This is a genomic window from Streptomyces sp. NPDC050548 (genome assembly GCF_044457385.1).
Taxonomy (GTDB): Bacteria; Actinomycetota; Actinomycetes; order Streptomycetales; family Streptomycetaceae; genus Streptomyces.
In genome coordinates this window covers 1-15,646 of record NZ_JBITGV010000009.1, presented here as the reverse complement: position 1 = coordinate 15,646, position 15,646 = coordinate 1, and the positions used below count along the sequence as shown (strand labels likewise).

Below are 15,646 nucleotides of genomic sequence, written 5' to 3'. Positions count from 1 at the left end.
CAGGGTGAAGGGGGAAGACGCCCCGCTACTCCAGACGCTCCAGCAGGTCGAGCAGATCCGTCAGCGGCAGCGGCTTGGCGAGGTGGGCGTCGAAGCCGGCCGTCCGGGACAGCGAGCGGTCGGTGCCCCGGCTGAAGCCGGAGACCGCGATCAGACGTGGCCGGTCACCGTGCGGCCGGGACCGTACCGTACGGGCCACCGTGTAGCCGTCGGTGTCGGGCAGCCCCAGGTCGCACAGGACCACGTCGAAGACGTCGGCCTCGGTCGCGGTGAGCGCGTCGGCGCCGGTGTGCACGGCGGTGACATGGTGGCCCTGGCGTTCCAGGAGGGTGCGGTAGGTCGCGGCCAGGTCGGTGTTGTCCTCCACGATCAGGATGGCCAGTCGGCGCCGGGCGCGAGGGGGCGTGGACGGCCGTACCGGCTCCGGAGCCGTCTCGTCGGCGCGCGGCAGGAGGACCGTGAACGTCGCGCCCCTGCCCGGCCCTTCGCTGTGCGCGCCGATCCGGCCGCCGTGCAGCTCGACCACCGTCCGGGCGACCGCGAGTCCCAGCCCGAGCCCCTCGGGTGTGTTCGGGCCCGCCGGAGCCGCCCGCATGAACAGCCCGAACAGGTCCTCGGCCTGGGCGGGTTCGAAGCCTATGCCGTCGTCCCGCACGGTCAGCCGGGCCTGTTCGTCCCCGACCGTGAGCCGGACCTCCGTACTGCCGCCGGGCGGGGTGTACTTGAGCGCGTTGGACAGCAGGTTCGTCAGCACCTGCGCCAGCCGCAGGCGGTCCCCGTCGACCACAACGGGTGTGTCCGGCAAGGCCAGTCGGAGGGTGCGCTCCTCGTGTCCGAACAGGCTCCGGATGTCGGCGCAGGCGCTCTCGACCACGGAGCGTACGTCGACCCGTTCGGACACCAGCTCAAGGCGGCCGGTCAACGCCCGTGTGCCGTCGAGGAGATCGTTGCTCATCCGCACCAGCGTGCCCAACTGCCGCTCCAGGACGGCCAGTGCGGGAAGGCCGCCGTCGGGCAGATCCAGCGCGAGCAGTTCCACGGCCGCGCAGGCGGCGGCGAGCGGGTTGCGCAGTTCGTGCGAGAGCGTGGCGACGAACCGGTCCTTGGCCCGCTGCTCCTCCCTCAACTGCCGTCCCGCCGCGTCCAGTTCGGCATTCGCGCGGCTCAGTTGCTCGTTGACCTCGCGGATCTCCCGGGCCCGTACGAACAGGTCGATCTCCATGCCCTCGGCCCGCATCTGCGCCTCGGCGGCGGCCCGTTCCTGCTCCCGGCCGACCCGGCGCAGATGCACGAAGTCCGTGACGTCCTCCACCCGGTGGATGATGTGCGTGACTCGTCCCTCGGCGTCCAGGACGGGGGAGTTGACGGGGCTCCAGTACCGCTCGGCGAAGCCGCCCGCCTCGCCGGTCGGGATGTCGTAGCGCTGCAGGGCCATGGTGTCCTTGCGGCCCGTGGCCGCCACCGACTCCAGCGAGCGGCGCAGATTGGCCACCCCGTCCGCCGAAGGGTCGTCGGGGTTGTCGGGGAAGACGTCGAAGATCCGTTGCCCGACGATCGTGCGTTCCGTACGGGTGGCCGCGAGATACGCGCGGTTGACCTCGACGATGGTGAAGTCGGGGCTGAGCACCAGCAGCGGGGAGAGCGAGGAGTCGAAGAGCAGCCGGAAGTCGGGGGTGGCGAGGGGCGGCATGGCGGCTCTCAGGGGTCGAGGCGGTAGCCGTAGCCGCGGACCGTGGTGATCCGGGGTGCGGGCGTGGGGAGTGCCGCGAGCTTGCCGCGCAGGCGGTACACGTGCTCGATCACGGTGGCGGGCTGCTGCCAGGAAGCACCCCAGATCCGGTCGAGGACCTGCTCGGTGGAGAACACCCGGCCGGGCGCCTCGCCGAGCATCTCCAGCAGGGCGTACTCCTTGGGGCGCAGGGTGAGGAAGACGCCGTCGGCGGACGCCTGGCGGGCGGCCGTGTCGATCCGCAGCGAGCCGACCTGGATCACCGCCGGGACCTCCGGTGGCTGCGACCTGCGCAGCACCGCCCGGATGCGCGCCACCAACTCCCGCTGTGAGAACGGCTTGACGAGGTAGTCGTCGGCGCCGATCTCCAGTCCCGCCACCCGGTCGGCCTCCGCGCCCCGGCCGGTGACGATGATGACCGGAAGCCGGCTGGTGGAGCGGAGCGCCCGCAGGAGTTCCAGGCCGCTGCCGTCCGGGAGGCCCAGGTCGAGGACGGCGAGATCGATGCGGCTCTCGTGCAGGACGGACTTTCCGGCGCGGGCGTCCATGGCCCAGGTGACGGTGAATCCCTCGTGCTCCAGGTAGGAACGGCACATCAGTGCGAAATCGGGTTCGTCCTCGATCAGTGCCAGGTGCGGACGCATCCCGCATCACCTGGCCCGACCTCGGCCCGCTCGTTGTGTCGCTGATGAGCGGGCGTTGATGCCCCGACCATGTGGCGAAGGTAGAACAGTAGGCACCCACGGTTCAAGGGGGAGCCGCTCGGGGGGAGTTCCGGCGCGGGCTCGTACGGTGCGGGGATGTCGAAGCCGCCGCACGGACCCGCGCCGGATCGCGCGCCCGGGCGCGACAGGCACGGAACGGGGACGGAACACCTTGCACGAGAACAGCCTGGAGCCGGTGACCGCGGCGGCCTGGCCGGCGCCCGGCGGCCACGCCCTGCTGGGCGCCAGGGACAGCCTGCTGGTCGTCGACCTGCACGGCGACATCGATCTGGCGACCGCGACTCCGCTGCGTGAGTGGCTGGACTCCGTCGTCGCCCTGCGCGCGCCCGCCTATGTCGTCGATCTGCGCCGTACGACGTTCATCGACTCCACCGGACTCAACCTGGTGCTGCGTTTCCGCCGCCGGGTGCGGGAGCACGAGGCGGGCTTCGCCGTGGTGTGCGCCCCGCGCACCGTGCGCCTGTTGCGGGCGCACGGCACGCTGGACGTACTCGATCCGGCGCCCGGCCTCCCGGAGGCGGCCTCCAGGATCGCCGGCCGCTGAGACTCAGACCCGGTCGGCCGCGATCAGCAGATACTGGAAACTGCCGTTGTGGTAGGCGCTCAGGAAGGTGTCCTCGATCCCCGTGACCAGATGGTCGGCCCGGCTGCGCAGCGCCCAGTAGGGGATCGTGTCCTGGGTGAGGTCCTGGACGTGGACGGGCACCAGCCGGTTGCGGGCCATCGCCCGGAAGTACTCCGACCTGGGATGGATGTCGCAGATGTAGTGGGCGTTGATGAGGGACACCTCGCGCGAGGCCCGGCCGTAGGTGTCGTTGTAGCAGCCGGTGATCACCACATAGCGTCCGCCGCGGCGCAGCAGCCGGGCGTGCTCGGCGAACAGCAGGTCCAACTCGACGTACATCGTGGACTCGTTGTTCCAGGACGCGGCGAACTCTCCTGTGAGGAAGCCGGTGTCGAGCATGTTGCGGTGGTGGTAGCGCACCTTGCCGTCGATGCCCCGGGCGCGGGCCCGCTCGTTGGCGAACTCGGCCTGCTTGGCGGAGATGGTGACCCCGTCGGCCCGGCAGCCGTGGCGCAGATGCGCCACCACACTGCCCCCGCCGCGCCCGCAGCCGGCGTCGAACACCCGGTCGTCCGGGGTGAGTCGGCCGAGGTGGGAGGCGAGGAGCTCGGCCTGGGCGTGTTCCAGGCGGTGGAGTTCGGCGGTGAGCCGCTCCCGGCGCCGTACGGGGTCGGGGTCCTCCAGTACGGATTCGTCGGCCCCGCCGATTCCGTAGTGGTGGTGGTACAGGTCGTCGAGCTGTCCGAGGGCGAGGTTGACCGGGTTCTCTTCGGCGTTCCAGTAGTCCGCGACACGGCTCTGGTACGTGGACTGGGTCGGCACCGGTGGTGCTGTGGTGCCGGCGTCGGTGGTGGTCAACGGTGACTCCTAGCGTGGTGCGTCTGACGAGACGTCAGGGACCGGACTCTTACCAGTAGTTGGGCAGGTGGTAGCGGTGGGTGTTGGTCGCGTGCCACTCGTGGTTGCCGGACACCCAGGCGGCCAGGCCCTCGGTGTAGCGCGCGACGAGGGGCGAGGCGGCGGACAGCGCGGCGGACTCCTCCTCGAAGGCGTCCATGATCCGGTTGTGGATCCCGACGGATTTCAGATAGGCGGCCTTCAGCCCGCACCGCTCGTCGGCGGCGACGACCTGCGGGAGGTTGAGGTGGTCCGGGTCGCTCGCCAGCTCCTTGGTGAAGGAGTACAGGTCGTTGACGATGGTGGTGGCGTTGCAGGCCAGGGCCGTGACCCGCTGGATCTCGGGCCGGGCGTAGACCTGTTCGGGCAGTTCGTAGCCGTCGACCGCGTCCACGATCGACAGACAGGGCCGGAAGTTGTTGAACTGCCGCATCATCAGGTACTCCCAGACCCGCGGCTTGTACCGGATCTCGGCCCACGCGGCCTCGGCGAGATAGCCGAGGTGCAGCCGGGCCAGGTCGTGCACGATCCGGTCGGTCTGGCTGGGGGTGGCGAGGAGGGCGTAGTCCTGGATCGCGAAGTGGTACGAGCGCAGCGGGCCGTCGGCCTGGACACCGTGCCGCCACTCCTCTTCCAGTTCGGGGGTGGAGTGGAACGGGTCGAGCGCCGACTGCGCGAAGATCAGCCGTCCGCCCAGCCCCCGGTGCGCGCCGCCCTTCCCCTCGTCCTCCTCGCAGTAGCAGTTGTCGACGATGTTCTCGGCGAGCAGCAACTTGCCTGCCGCGGTGAGCCGTTCGAGGTCGAGCGCCCCTGGGTGCTGGAGCACCACGGCCCGGCCGAACTGGAACCCGGCGAAGTCCCCGCCCCACGCGGCCGGGAACAGATCGAGGCCGCGCGCCCACGCCTCCAGTCTGCGGTCCAGTTCCGCGGCCTTCTCCGGGTCGGCGGGCGCCGCGGGCCGGTAGGTGAGTCCGGGGATCGCCCCGGTGCGCCGGGCCCGCAGTGTGCCCGCCAGATTCGGCGGGCCGGGCAGCGAGAGGGAGGTGGTCATGAGTTTCTCCAGGCCGTCACTCGGCGGTCCTGCCGATCTGTACGTTCTCCAGGATTCCCGCCGCGTCGGGGACCAGGATGGCCATCGAGTAGTACGCGGTGACCAGGTAGCGGATGATCGCGGCCGAGTCGATGCCCATGAAGCGGACGTTCAGACCGGGCTGGTACTCCTCGGGGATACCGGTCTGGAACAGGCCGACGACACCCTGGTCGGCCTCACCGGTGCGCAGCGCGATGATGCTGCTGGTGTGCTGCGGGGAGATCGGGATCTTGCTGCACGGGAAGAACGGCACCCCGCGCCAGGCGGGGATCTCGTGCCCGTCGACGCTCGCCGTGCCCGGTACCAGACCGCGCCGGTTGCACTGCCGGAAGAAGGCCGCGATCGCCTTCGGGTGGGCGAGGAAGAGCTTGGTCTTGCGGCGCATGGCGAGCAGTTCGTCGAGGTCGTCCGGGGTCGGCGGGCCGGTGAAGGTGCTGATGCGCTGGGTGTAGTCGATGGTGGGCAGCAGCCCGAACTCCCGGTTGTTGACCAGCTCCCACTCCTGCCGCTCGCGGATCTCCTCGATGGTGAGCCGCAGTTGCTGCTGGGTCTGGTCCATCGGATCGTTGTAGAGGTCGGCGACCCTGGTGTGCACCCGCAGCACGGTCTGGGTGAGGGACAACTCGTACTCGCGCGGGGCGAGTTCGTAGTCGACGAAGCCGCCTGGCAGCGTCGGCTCGCCCACATGGCCGGCCTGCACCGGCACATCGGCCTCGCCCTTGCGGTTCATCGGCAGTTGCTGCCGCTCGGCGTACGCCTCCAGATGGGCGGCCAACGACGGTACGCGGTCGGTGAATTCGGAGACGACGTCCCAGGGCAGGACGAGCAGCACGCCCGCGGTCTCGGCGCGCACGGAACTCAGCCACAGCGGGTCGGACTGCCCTATGGCCTCGTCCCCCATCTGGTCGCCGTCGGTGACGACTCCGAGGATCTCCTCCTCGTCGTAGGGTCCCGCGGCGTAGCGGGTGAAGCGGCCGTGGGCGACCAGGTAGGCCTCGGTGACGGGCTGTCCGGCCTCGAACAGGACCTGGCCCGCCCGCACTTCCCGGACCCGGAACCGGGTGGCGATCTCCTTCAGGACCTCCGTGTCGGAGTACCCGCGCAGCACGGGCAGTTCGGTGAGCGTCTGGGGGATGACCTTGATGTCGTCGGCGCCGTTCTGCTCGAACCGCACCCGGCCGCGGCCGACGCTGAGCTGGAGCCGCCGGTTGACCCGGTAGGCGCCGCCCTTGACGTCCACCCAGGGCAGCATCTTCAGCAGCCAGCGCGAGGTGATGGCCTGCATCTGCGGTTCGGACTTGGTGGTCGTGGCGAGTTGCCGGGCCGCGACGGTGCTGAGACTGGTGAGTGGTCCGTTGTCGGCCGGCTCGGGGGCGGAGTCGTCGGTGGCCGGTCCGTTGACGCTTTCCGGAGTGGACACATTCCCTCCCGGGAGGTGAACAAGGGTGAGCGCGTCGTCGGTGTACAAGCCAAACAGTCCTGCCAAGCACCGGTAACCGCGCGCAAGGGGCGGCTTCGCGTCCTGGGGTTCGTAAACCACTGATCGAGTCGGGGACGGCCGGGGATCGTGTCCGTGCCCCGGCGCACGGGGCGCGCGGGCGCGGTGGCGGGCGATTCGGGCGTTCGGCGCGCGCCCCGCACGCCTGGTGACTAGCGTGAGTTTTCGGACAACCTGATCCAGCCAACCCGACCTACCGGAGAGGGCCGCAGCCATGGCCGTACAACCTGAAGGAACCCCCTGTTGGGCCGACGCGATGTTCGGCGACGTCGAGGGAGCCAAGAGTTTCTACGGCGACGTCCTCGGCTGGACCTTCGGCGAGGCGTCGTCGGAGTACGGCAACTACACGCAGGCCTACGTCGACGGAAAGGCCGTGGCCGCCGTCGTACCGCCGATGCCCGGCCAGGAGGGGCAGTCGCAGTGGTGCCTCTACCTCGCCTCGCCGGACGCCGCGGCGACCGCGGCGAAGATCCGGGAGAACGGCGGCGAGGTGCTGATGGAGCCGATGCAGGTCGGCGAGTTCGGCACGATGTGCCTGGCCCGTGAGCCCAGCGGCGCCGTGTTCGGCGTCTGGCAGGGCGGCACCCACGAGGGCTTCGAGGCATCGGGCGTGGCCGGCGCGTACGCCTGGGCCGAGGTCTTCACCCGCGAGCCCGCGAAGGCGGACGGCTTCTTCTCGGCGGTCTTCCCGTACTCGGCGAAGAGCATGGACGACCCTGGTGTCGACTACCGCGTCTACAACGTCGGCGAGGACACGGTCATCGGACGGATGGCGATGGGCGACGAGTTCTCGCCCGAGGTGCCGTCGTACGTCAACGTGTACTTCGCGGTGGACAACTGCGACGACGCCGTCGCCAAGGCCACCAAGCTCGGCGGGATCCTCCGCTTCGACCCCATGGACAGCCCCTTCGGGCGGTTCGCGGCCCTCAGCGACCCGCAGGGCGCCTCGTTCTCGGTGATCGACATGACCACCACCCAGGGAGACATGCCGCAGATGACGGACGTCTGACCGGGCGGGCCGTCGGTCAGCGGCTCTCGGCCGTCCACCAGGCGGGGGCGCAGGCCACGGCCGCGTCGACCATGTCGTCCTTGGTGACCGCCGGGTCCTCCAGCCATGCCCTGATGGCGCCCGCGAAGCCGTGGGCCAGGAACTGCGCGACGATCCGGCGATTGGCCGCGGGCAGCCCCGGACGGTCGCCGTCGGCCATGAACGACAGCGTGTAGTCGCCGAAGTGGCGCACGAGCGCGTCGTACACACCGCTGTCCGCCGGATCCGCGAGGGCGTTCCGGTAGACCGGCAGATACCGCTCGACGTGGTCGGCGACCCCCGCCGTGGCCAGCCGGAGCAGTGCGGCGGCCGAGTGCCCGCCCTGTGCGCGGGCCTCGGCCTCCTGGCGGTGGCCGCGCTCCAGATCGGCCTGGAGCACCTGGATGAGCAGGTCCAGCGGGGAGCTGTAGCGGTTGTAGAACGTGGCGCGGGTGACCCCGGCGCGGTCGGCCAGCTCGGCGACGGAGATCCGGGAGACGGACCGCTGCGCGGCGAGCTCCACGACGGCCTCCTCGAAGGCCCGCGTCGTGCGGGTGACGCGTGGATCGATCCGCTGGTTCAGCGCTCCGCCCTCCTCGGGTTCACGTTGCACTCTGCCATGACGAGTGATTTTATACACATGTCAAATAGTGCGGCGAAAGGAACGGTCATGGCCTCGCACACCGCGATCTCACCCCAGGAGGCCGCCGACCGGCTGGCCGTCCGCGAGCTGATCGACGCCTACGCGCACTGCGCGGACCGGCGGGACGCCAAGGGGCAGATGGCCCTCTTCGCCGAGGACACCCGTTTCCTGGTCTTCATGGACGCCACCGCTGCGGAGCCGACGCAGGAGCTGCACGGCCGCGAGTCGCTGGCCCCGGTCTTCGACAATCTCAACGTCTACCGGGCCACCACGCACTTCAACGGCCAGAGCACCATCACCCTGGACGGCGAACGGGCGAGCGGCGAGAGCTACTGCCTGGCCCACCATGTCTCGGTCGACGAGTCCGGGCAGCGCACCCTCATGATCGCGTCCATCCGCTACCTCGACGAGTTCACCAAGCTGGACGGCGACTGGTACTTCGCCGAACGCCGGCTGATGGTCGACTGGACCGAGACCCGCCCCTCGACGCCCTGACACCCGTAGGCGGTCACACCGCCGGTTCCTCCTGGTGGGACAGGCGGTGTGCCACGGCCAGTCCCCAGGGCACCCCGAGCACGACCACGAGGCCGATGCCCAGGAGCAGGGGAGCCGGACGCAGCGCGCCCAGGGCCAGGCACACGACGGCCATGGCGACGCAGGTCCGGGCCAGCGGCCGGTAGAGGCCGAGGTCCTCGCTCCACACGCGCAGGGACGACGCGAGCACCATCGTCGCGCAGAGCACGACGGCCGTGCCCCCGCAGAGCACCCAGGCCGTGGCCGCCGGAGTCCGGCCGTCGTGGGCGTGCTCGACCAGGCTCACCATCGCGGCACCCATGGCGGCCACCGCGGCCGTGAGCGGCAGGTGGATCATCATCCACTGGAGGGCGCTCGCCCGCGTGGGCCGCGGCAGCCGGTGCCCGGCGAAGTCGAAGTACGTCCACCAGCCGCCGAAGCCGACCACGACGGCGACCAGTCCGACGGCGAGGGTGAGCGCGTTGGTCGGCTCGTGGGACAGCCCGTCGACCACGCCGGTCACGTTCTCGCCGAGCACGATGATGATGAGCAGCCCGAACCGCTCGGCGAGCGCGTCGGTCACGCTGAACCCGACCACCCGTTCCGGAATGGCCCTGGCGAGCACGAACACGAACCCCAGCAGATAGACGACGGCCAGCGCGCCCCACGTCAGCACCCGGGCGTCGGCGGGCAGCGCGGCGCTCGCGGCCAGGACCACCGAGCACAGGGCCGTCCCCGTCACGAACAGCGCGCTGGGGCGCCGGAATTCGGGGGAGTCGCCCCGCGAGGCAAGCAGCCACAGCAGTGCCAGAACCGCGAACAACACCCCCGCGTCCACGGCGAACGCGGCACCGCGCGCGTCGCCCGCCTCCGGGATGAACGCGCCCAGCGGCACCAGCACCAGGATCTGCAGCAGGAACATGCTCCGGCCGCGGGCGTCCTCGTGCCCGTGCAGTTCGTGGTGCAGGCTGCCGTTGAGCCACGCGATCCACACCAGCGCGAACACCGCGGCGAACAGACCCACCCCGTGCCAGTCGAGATCCCCGGCCAGGTGGTGGGCGGCCTGGGCGACGAGGACGACCACGACGAGGTCGTAGAAGAGTTCGAGCGGGCCGACGACCCGCTCGCGCGGTTGTTCACCGTGGGGGCGCGGAGGCAGCCACAACAGGTGACGCAGCCGGGCCCACTGCTCGTGTCGCGAGGTCATGCGCGCAGCGTAGAGGGCCGAGCGGTCCGATTCCCGGACGGGGCGCGCGGCCGGGTCGCGGCACCGCTGCCGGACGTTCCGCCGGTCCGGGGCGGCGCCGAGCGCGCGGTGCGGTCATGGCATGATCGGGCACATGCGTGAACGTGTGGTGGCCGCCTGCGACGGGGCTTCGAAAGGAAATCCCGGGCCCGCGGCCTGGGCCTGGGTCGTGTCGGACGACGAGGAGAGCCCGGCCCGCTGGGAGGCCGGACCGCTCGGCAAGGCGACCAACAACGTCGCCGAACTCACCGCGCTGGAGCGCCTGTTGACGGCGACCGCACCGGACGTACCGCTGGAGATCCGGATGGACTCGCAGTACGCCATGAAGGCGGTCACCACCTGGCTGCCCGGCTGGAAGCGCAACGGCTGGAAGACGTCCGGCGGCAAGCCGGTCGCCAACCAGGAACTGGTCGTCCGCATCGACGAACTGCTCGACGGCCGCTCGGTCGAGTTCCGCTACGTCCCCGCCCACCAGGTCGACGGCGACCCGCTGAACGACTTCGCCGACCGCGCCGCCAGCCAGGCTGCCATCGTCCAGGAGCCCGCGGGCAGCGAACTCGGTTCCCCGGAACCGCCGCCTTCGCCCGACACCCCGAAGAAGTCCGCCCGTCCGGCCGGTGCCAAGTCGGCACGGAAGGGCGCGAGTTCGTCCTCCCGCACCATCAAGGCGAAGTTCCCCGGCCGCTGTCTGTGCGGGCGCGCTTATGCGGCCGGTGAACCGATCAGCAAGAACGGCCAGGGCTGGGGGCACCCGGAGTGCAGTACCGGGAAGGTGGACTAGACAATTACGGTCCCTCCGCTTTAACGGTCGTGCGCTGTTCGGGAATTCGGACTCGCAGAGGTAGCACTTAATAGCCGGACCGGTCTCGGCGGACATGGCCGCGCCGAGACCCCGTGAAATGGCGGAGATCGCCCGCACCCGCCTCAACCACGCCGGTGCGCCGGGGGAGTTGGAGAGCGTCGTCGTGACCACCGACACCCGCCACTCGTGACGCTCCAACTCCCGCGGCGGGGCGACCCCTTGCTGCTGTTCGCGACCGTCGACCGCGAGCGCACCAACCTCACCTGGGCGCTGCGCGAACTGCACGGGCACGCCCACGAGTTGCTGGTATGACCCAGGCCTGCACCGAGGAACCGCTCGCCGACTCCCGCAACGTTCCGGCGCTGTTGGCGGCCCTCCGGGACCGTGCGCGTCACCGGCACCTCGCTCAGATCGGGCCGGATCAGCGAGGAGGCGTGCTCGGAGGTCCGGGCTTCCGGCACCACCCACGAACACCTCGCCGCCGAACTCGTACCGGCGCTGTACCGCAACGCCGGCGTCACCCCCCGAGCGACTTCTCGACGAGGTGTCCCGGCGGATCAACCTCCTTGCCGGGGAACCCGGTTCGGCCGCCGCCCTCGCCCGCACCCGCGTCCGCTCGGTGCCCGCCGCCAGGCTGCCCGCCCGACACCGGGAGGTCCTGGCCCACGCGGACGGCACGCATCCTCGGCGGACATCAGGCCCAGCACGGCGGCCCGCAGTGCGCCCTCCGCACCTCCGTCCACCGCGCCCCGCTCCCGCGCCGCGAACCCGGTCGGAACTCCGCACCGGAGCTTCGGCCCACGACTGAACGACCCGTCCCGCCTCGCCCGTTCGTGCCGATTCCGGCTGAAACCGCGACCCGGCCCGCTCCCGCCTCGTTGTCCCACCGCCTGCAAGCAACAGGAAGAAGACGCCATGAGCGACCCCGTGACCGACCTCCTCATCGCCCTGCGGGACAACGTAATGGGAGTCACCGAATCCACCCTGGCCACCAGTGACGGGCTCGTCGTGGCCGGCGACGCGAACAAGACCCATCCCGAGTCCATGGCCGCCCTCGCGGCGGCGGGCCTCGCACTCGGCCACCGGCTCGCCGATCACGGCGGCGCGGGACAGCTCCGCGAGATCATCGCGCGGGGCAGCACGGGCCATGTCATCGTGACGGCCGTCGGAGACCGCGCGCTGCTCGCCGTGGTGGCCGACGACGGCCTCGACGAAGCCGCCTTCCGCCGCGAGATCCCGGCACTCATCGCGAAACTCCGCCGCCACCTCGACAAGGACGTCTGATCGACAAGGACGTCTGAGCCGTCCCGGTCCTCTCATCGGTCCTGTGCGGGGTGACGCGAATTCCACGCCGCCCCATCCTGCTACTCTGCGGATCCACTTGACCACTTTGAGTAAAACCCAGGGGTGTGCGCGTGAAGGTCGCCTGTGTCGGAGGCGGGCCCGCCGGTCTGTATCTCTCGATCCTGCTGAAGCGGCAGGACCCGTCCCACGACATCACCGTCTACGAGCGCAACCCCGAGGGCTCGACCTACGGCTGGGGCGTCACGTACTGGCGCGGACTGCTCGACCAACTGCGGGAGTACGACCCCGAGTCGGCGCAGGCCATCGACGAGCACTCGGTGCGCTGGAGCGACGGTGTCGCCCGCATCCGGGACCTCACGACCACCCAGCCCGGCGACGAGGGCCACGGCATCGGCCGCCACCGCCTCCTCAAGGTCCTCGCCGAACGGGCCAGATCCCTGGGCGTACGGCTGGAGTTCGACCACGACATCACCGCCGACGACCTGCCCGACGCGGATCTGATCGTGGCCGCCGACGGCGTCAACAGCGCGCTGCGCACCCGCCACGCCGACGACTTCGGCGCCGAACTCAAGCCCGGCCGCAACCAGTACATCTGGCTCGGCACCAGCAAGGTCTTCGGCTCCTTCACCTTCGCCTTCGTGGAGACCGACCACGGCTGGATCTGGTGCTACGGCTACGCGTTCGGCCCCGAGGGCAGCACCTGCGTCATCGAGTGCGCCCCCGAGACCTGGTCCGGCCTCGGCCTCGACACCGCCGCCGAGGCCGACGGACTCGCCCTCCTGGAGAAACTCTTCGCCGACCTCCTCGACGGCCACTCCCTGATCGGCCGCGCCTCCGCCGACGGCAGCGCCCAGTGGCTCAACTTCCGTACCCTCACCAACCGCACCTGGCACCGCGGCAACCTCGTCCTGCTCGGCGACGCCGCCCACACCACCCACTACTCCATCGGCGCCGGCACCACCCTCGCCCTGGAGGACGCCATCGCGCTCGCCGACTCCCTGCGCGACCACACCGAACTGCCGCAGGCCCTCGCCGCCTACGAACAGCGCCGTAAATCCGCCCTGTTGTCCATCCAGAGCGCGGCCCGCTACAGCGCCCAGTGGTACGAGAACCTTCAGCGCTACATCCACCTGCCCCCGCACCGCATGTTCGCCCTGCTCGGCCAGCGCCACTCACCGCTGCTGCCGTACGTCCCGCCGCAGGTCTACTACGGCATCGACAAGGCGGCCGGACGGCTGGAGGCGCTGCGCCGGTTCAAGCGCTGGCTCGGTCCCAGGGTGGCACGCACCGTCCACGCCAGGGCGCTCGCCTCCCGCAAGTAGGGCGCCCGGCTCCCGGAAGGAGGGGCGTCCGGCTCCCGAGCGCATTGGGTGAATGGCTATTCACCGGATAGGGTGAATAGCCATTCACCTTCTTTACGTGTCCGCTGGAGTGCCCATGGGCCAGCCCGTACCGATACCCGAACCGCCCGGCACCACCGGGCGGGCACCCTTGCGGGACCGGCTCACCGTCCCGGTGCTGGCTTTCGGCGGGATCCTGATGGCGGTCATGCAGACCGTGGTCGTTCCGCTGCTGCCGTCCCTGCCCAGGCTGACCCACTCCTCCGCGGGCGCCGTCTCCTGGATGGTCACGGCGACCCTCCTCTCCGGCGCCGTCCTCACCCCCGTACTCGGCCGGGCCGGTGACATGTACGGCAAGCGGCGGGTGCTGACGGGCGCCCTGAGCCTGATGACCGTCGGCTCGGTCATGTGCGCCCTGTCCTCCGACATCCGCGTGCTCATCACGGCCCGCGCCCTCCAGGGCGCCGCCTCCGCCGTCGTACCCCTGTCGATCAGCATTCTGCGCGACGAACTGCCCCCGGAACGCAGGGGCAGCGCGGTGGCGCTGATGAGTTCCACCGTCGGCATCGGCGCCGCGCTCGGACTGCCCCTCGCCGCGCTGATCGTCCAGTACTCCAACTGGCACGTCATGTTCTGGGCGACCGGTGCCCTCGGCGCGATCGGCGTCTCGGCGATCTGGTGGGCGGTGCGCGAGTCGCCCGTCCGGGAACCCGGCCGCTTCGACGTTCTCGGCGCGCTCGGACTGGCCGCCGGCCTGGTGTGCCTGCTCCTCGGCGTGTCCCAGGGCGGCCAGTGGGGATGGGGCAGCCCGCGGATCCTGGCGCTGTTCCTCGGCGCGATCGTCGTACTCGCTGTCTGGTGGTGGCAGCAGCTGCGCACCCAACTGCCCCTGGTGGACCTGCGGTTGGTGTCCCGGCCCCGGGTGGGCCTGTCCCATGTGGCCGCTCTGCTGACCGGCTTCGCGTTCTACGCCAACTCCCTCGTCACCGCCCAGCTGGTGCAGGCGCCAAAGGCCACCGGGTACGGGCTCGGACTGTCGATCGTCGAGACCGGCCTGTGCCTGCTGCCCGGCGGCATCACCATGCTGCTGCTCTCACCCGTCTCGGCCCGGATCTCGGCGGCCCGTGGCCCGCGGATCACGCTCGCCATCGGGGCCGCGATCATCGCGCTCGGCTATGTGGTGCGCATCGCCGACAGCCACGACCTGTGGACGATCATCCTCGGCGCCACCGTCGTGGCCACCGGCACCACCTTCGCCTATTCGGCGCTGCCCACGCTCATCCTGCGCGCCGTCCCGGCCGGCCAGACCGCGTCCGCCAACGGCGTCAACGTCCTGATGCGCACCATCGGCCAGGCCGTCTCCAGCGCCGTGGTGGCCGCCGTACTGGTGCACCACACCAGCCTGATCGGCGGACGCCCGCTGCCCACGCTGCACGGATACCTGATGGCCTTCGGCATCGCCGCCGTGGTCGCCCTGATCGCCTGCGCGACGGCGCTCACCATCCCCGGCGACGCCACGCCCGGCAAGGCGCGGGGCACGGACGGCCGTACCCGGGGCGCGCGGGACGAGGCGCTGGAGGGAGCATGAGGGCCGTGAGCACCCCACCCACCGCGTCCCCGTCCCCGCCCGCACGCCGGGACGCCGAGGCGACCAAGGCCGCCATCCTCAGGGCGGCCCGCTACCTCCTCGCCCGGAACGCGCACGCCGACATCACCCTCAAGTCCGTGGCCGAACGCGCCGGTGTCAGCGCCCCGTTGATCCTCAAGTACTTCGGCAACAAGGAAGCCCTCTTCGCCCGCGTGATGTCCTTCGAGGCGGACGCGGAGGCCCTGCTGGACGCCCCGCTCGACGAACTCGGCCGCCACATGGTCCGGCACGTCCTGGTCAGCCAGCGCGAGCGGGGCGCCGACCCGCTGCTGCGCATCGCCTTCGCGCCCCTGCAGGGCGACCAAGGTGACATCCTGCGCGTCAACTTCCGCGCCCAGGTGGTCGACCGCCTCGCCGAAAGGCTCCCCGGTCCCGACGCAGGCCTGCGCGCCGAACTGGCCGTCTCCACCGTCCTCGGCCTCGGCGTGATGTACGGCATCGCGCGCGGCACCCGACTGCGCGAGACCGCGACGGACGTCATCGTGGACCGCTACGGGCCCACTGTGCAGTCCCACTTGGAGGCCTAGGGCGTGTTTTAGAAGTGGGCTTCATCATTCGGGCTGCGCCGTGATGATCGCGATGTGGGGCGAGGGGATCTTTCTGACGATCAGTGGGCTG

16 protein-coding genes are annotated in these 15,646 nt (G+C 70.7%); 9 read left to right on the top strand and 7 right to left on the bottom strand.

Going from position 1 to position 15,646, the window contains the following annotated elements:
* Positions 1-25: 25 nt before the first annotated feature.
* On the bottom strand, positions 26-1,690 hold the full coding sequence (locus ACIBJH_RS24555; protein ID WP_399118981.1) for an ATP-binding protein: 1,665 nt from the start codon (positions 1,688-1,690) through the stop codon (positions 26-28).
* Between the two features lie 8 nt (positions 1,691-1,698).
* The gene (locus ACIBJH_RS24550) at positions 1,699-2,373 is read right to left on the bottom strand and encodes a response regulator transcription factor (protein ID WP_399118980.1); all 675 of its coding nucleotides are present in this window, start codon (positions 2,371-2,373) and stop codon (positions 1,699-1,701) included.
* 232 nt (positions 2,374-2,605) lie between these two features.
* Here ACIBJH_RS24550 and ACIBJH_RS24545 point away from each other — a divergent pair, with 232 nt between their 5' ends.
* Entirely contained in the window at positions 2,606-2,998 is a 393-nt protein-coding gene (locus ACIBJH_RS24545; RefSeq protein ID WP_399118979.1) for an STAS domain-containing protein, read from the top strand.
* Between the two features lie 3 nt (positions 2,999-3,001).
* Here ACIBJH_RS24545 and ACIBJH_RS24540 read toward each other — a convergent pair whose 3' ends face one another.
* From ACIBJH_RS24540 to ACIBJH_RS24530, 3 genes are read right to left on the bottom strand one after another with little or no spacing between them, the layout of a single operon-like run.
* Positions 3,002-3,877, bottom strand: coding sequence for a geranyl diphosphate 2-C-methyltransferase (locus tag ACIBJH_RS24540; protein ID WP_399118977.1), 876 nt, complete (start codon positions 3,875-3,877; stop codon positions 3,002-3,004).
* Between the two features lie 49 nt (positions 3,878-3,926).
* Positions 3,927-4,967: a family 2 encapsulin nanocompartment cargo protein terpene cyclase gene (locus ACIBJH_RS24535; protein ID WP_399118975.1), complete on the bottom strand. Its 1,041-nt coding sequence runs from the start codon at positions 4,965-4,967 to the stop codon at positions 3,927-3,929.
* Between the two features lie 16 nt (positions 4,968-4,983).
* Positions 4,984-6,426: a family 2B encapsulin nanocompartment shell protein gene (locus ACIBJH_RS24530; RefSeq protein ID WP_399118974.1), complete on the bottom strand. Its 1,443-nt coding sequence runs from the start codon at positions 6,424-6,426 to the stop codon at positions 4,984-4,986.
* Positions 6,427-6,718: 292 nt separating this feature from the next.
* Between ACIBJH_RS24530 and ACIBJH_RS24525 the strand changes: the two genes are divergently transcribed.
* Positions 6,719-7,513 (top strand): VOC family protein, encoded by a 795-nt coding sequence (locus tag ACIBJH_RS24525; RefSeq protein ID WP_399118973.1) that lies wholly within the window; start codon positions 6,719-6,721, stop codon positions 7,511-7,513.
* 16 nt (positions 7,514-7,529) lie between these two features.
* On the opposite strand, the gene ACIBJH_RS24520 is transcribed toward ACIBJH_RS24525, so the two are convergent.
* Positions 7,530-8,144: a TetR/AcrR family transcriptional regulator gene (locus tag ACIBJH_RS24520; protein WP_399118972.1), complete on the bottom strand. Its 615-nt coding sequence runs from the start codon at positions 8,142-8,144 to the stop codon at positions 7,530-7,532.
* Between the two features lie 57 nt (positions 8,145-8,201).
* Here ACIBJH_RS24520 and ACIBJH_RS24515 point away from each other — a divergent pair, with 57 nt between their 5' ends.
* The gene (locus tag ACIBJH_RS24515; protein ID WP_399118971.1) at positions 8,202-8,669 is read left to right on the top strand and encodes a nuclear transport factor 2 family protein; all 468 of its coding nucleotides are present in this window, start codon (positions 8,202-8,204) and stop codon (positions 8,667-8,669) included.
* Between the two features lie 13 nt (positions 8,670-8,682).
* Here ACIBJH_RS24515 and ACIBJH_RS24510 read toward each other — a convergent pair whose 3' ends face one another.
* Entirely contained in the window at positions 8,683-9,894 is a 1,212-nt protein-coding gene (locus ACIBJH_RS24510) for a low temperature requirement protein A (RefSeq protein ID WP_399118970.1), read from the bottom strand.
* 121 nt (positions 9,895-10,015) lie between these two features.
* Between ACIBJH_RS24510 and ACIBJH_RS24505 the strand changes: the two genes are divergently transcribed.
* From ACIBJH_RS24505 to ACIBJH_RS24480, 6 genes are all read left to right on the top strand, one after another.
* Entirely contained in the window at positions 10,016-10,714 is a 699-nt protein-coding gene (locus tag ACIBJH_RS24505) for a ribonuclease H (RefSeq protein ID WP_399118969.1), read from the top strand.
* Between the two features lie 207 nt (positions 10,715-10,921).
* The gene (locus tag ACIBJH_RS24500) at positions 10,922-11,047 is read left to right on the top strand and encodes a hypothetical protein (protein WP_399118968.1); all 126 of its coding nucleotides are present in this window, start codon (positions 10,922-10,924) and stop codon (positions 11,045-11,047) included.
* A 603-nt stretch (positions 11,048-11,650) separates the two neighbouring features.
* Entirely contained in the window at positions 11,651-12,019 is a 369-nt protein-coding gene (locus tag ACIBJH_RS24495) for a roadblock/LC7 domain-containing protein (RefSeq protein WP_399118967.1), read from the top strand.
* Between the two features lie 131 nt (positions 12,020-12,150).
* The gene (locus ACIBJH_RS24490; RefSeq protein WP_399118966.1) at positions 12,151-13,362 is read left to right on the top strand and encodes an FAD-dependent monooxygenase; all 1,212 of its coding nucleotides are present in this window, start codon (positions 12,151-12,153) and stop codon (positions 13,360-13,362) included.
* 115 nt (positions 13,363-13,477) lie between these two features.
* On the top strand, positions 13,478-14,968 hold the full coding sequence (locus ACIBJH_RS24485) for an MFS transporter (protein ID WP_399119302.1): 1,491 nt from the start codon (positions 13,478-13,480) through the stop codon (positions 14,966-14,968).
* Complete coding sequence (locus ACIBJH_RS24480) at positions 14,965-15,555, top strand: TetR family transcriptional regulator (RefSeq protein WP_399118965.1); 591 nt, start codon at positions 14,965-14,967, stop codon at positions 15,553-15,555. Before ACIBJH_RS24485 ends, ACIBJH_RS24480 begins: the two co-directional genes overlap by 4 nt.
* Positions 15,556-15,646: the final 91 nt, after the last annotated feature.

What these genes read in the sequence shown, in the direction of transcription:
- ACIBJH_RS24555 (WP_399118981.1), bottom strand. Translation starts at nt 1,690, where the DNA reads ATGCCGCCCCTCGCCACCCCCGACTTCCGGCTGCTCTTCGACTCCTCG.
- ACIBJH_RS24550 (WP_399118980.1), bottom strand. Translation starts at nt 2,373, where the DNA reads ATGCGTCCGCACCTGGCACTGATCGAGGACGAACCCGATTTCGCACTG.
- ACIBJH_RS24535 (WP_399118975.1), bottom strand. Translation starts at nt 4,967, where the DNA reads ATGACCACCTCCCTCTCGCTGCCCGGCCCGCCGAATCTGGCGGGCACA.
- ACIBJH_RS24525 (WP_399118973.1), top strand. Translation starts at nt 6,719, where the DNA reads ATGGCCGTACAACCTGAAGGAACCCCCTGTTGGGCCGACGCGATGTTC.
- ACIBJH_RS24515 (WP_399118971.1), top strand. Translation starts at nt 8,202, where the DNA reads ATGGCCTCGCACACCGCGATCTCACCCCAGGAGGCCGCCGACCGGCTG.
- ACIBJH_RS24510 (WP_399118970.1), bottom strand. Translation starts at nt 9,894, where the DNA reads ATGACCTCGCGACACGAGCAGTGGGCCCGGCTGCGTCACCTGTTGTGG.
- ACIBJH_RS24505 (WP_399118969.1), top strand. Translation starts at nt 10,016, where the DNA reads ATGATCGGGCACATGCGTGAACGTGTGGTGGCCGCCTGCGACGGGGCT.
- ACIBJH_RS24495 (WP_399118967.1), top strand. Translation starts at nt 11,651, where the DNA reads ATGAGCGACCCCGTGACCGACCTCCTCATCGCCCTGCGGGACAACGTA.
- ACIBJH_RS24485 (WP_399119302.1), top strand. Translation starts at nt 13,478, where the DNA reads ATGGGCCAGCCCGTACCGATACCCGAACCGCCCGGCACCACCGGGCGG.
- ACIBJH_RS24480 (WP_399118965.1), top strand. Translation starts at nt 14,965, where the DNA reads ATGAGGGCCGTGAGCACCCCACCCACCGCGTCCCCGTCCCCGCCCGCA.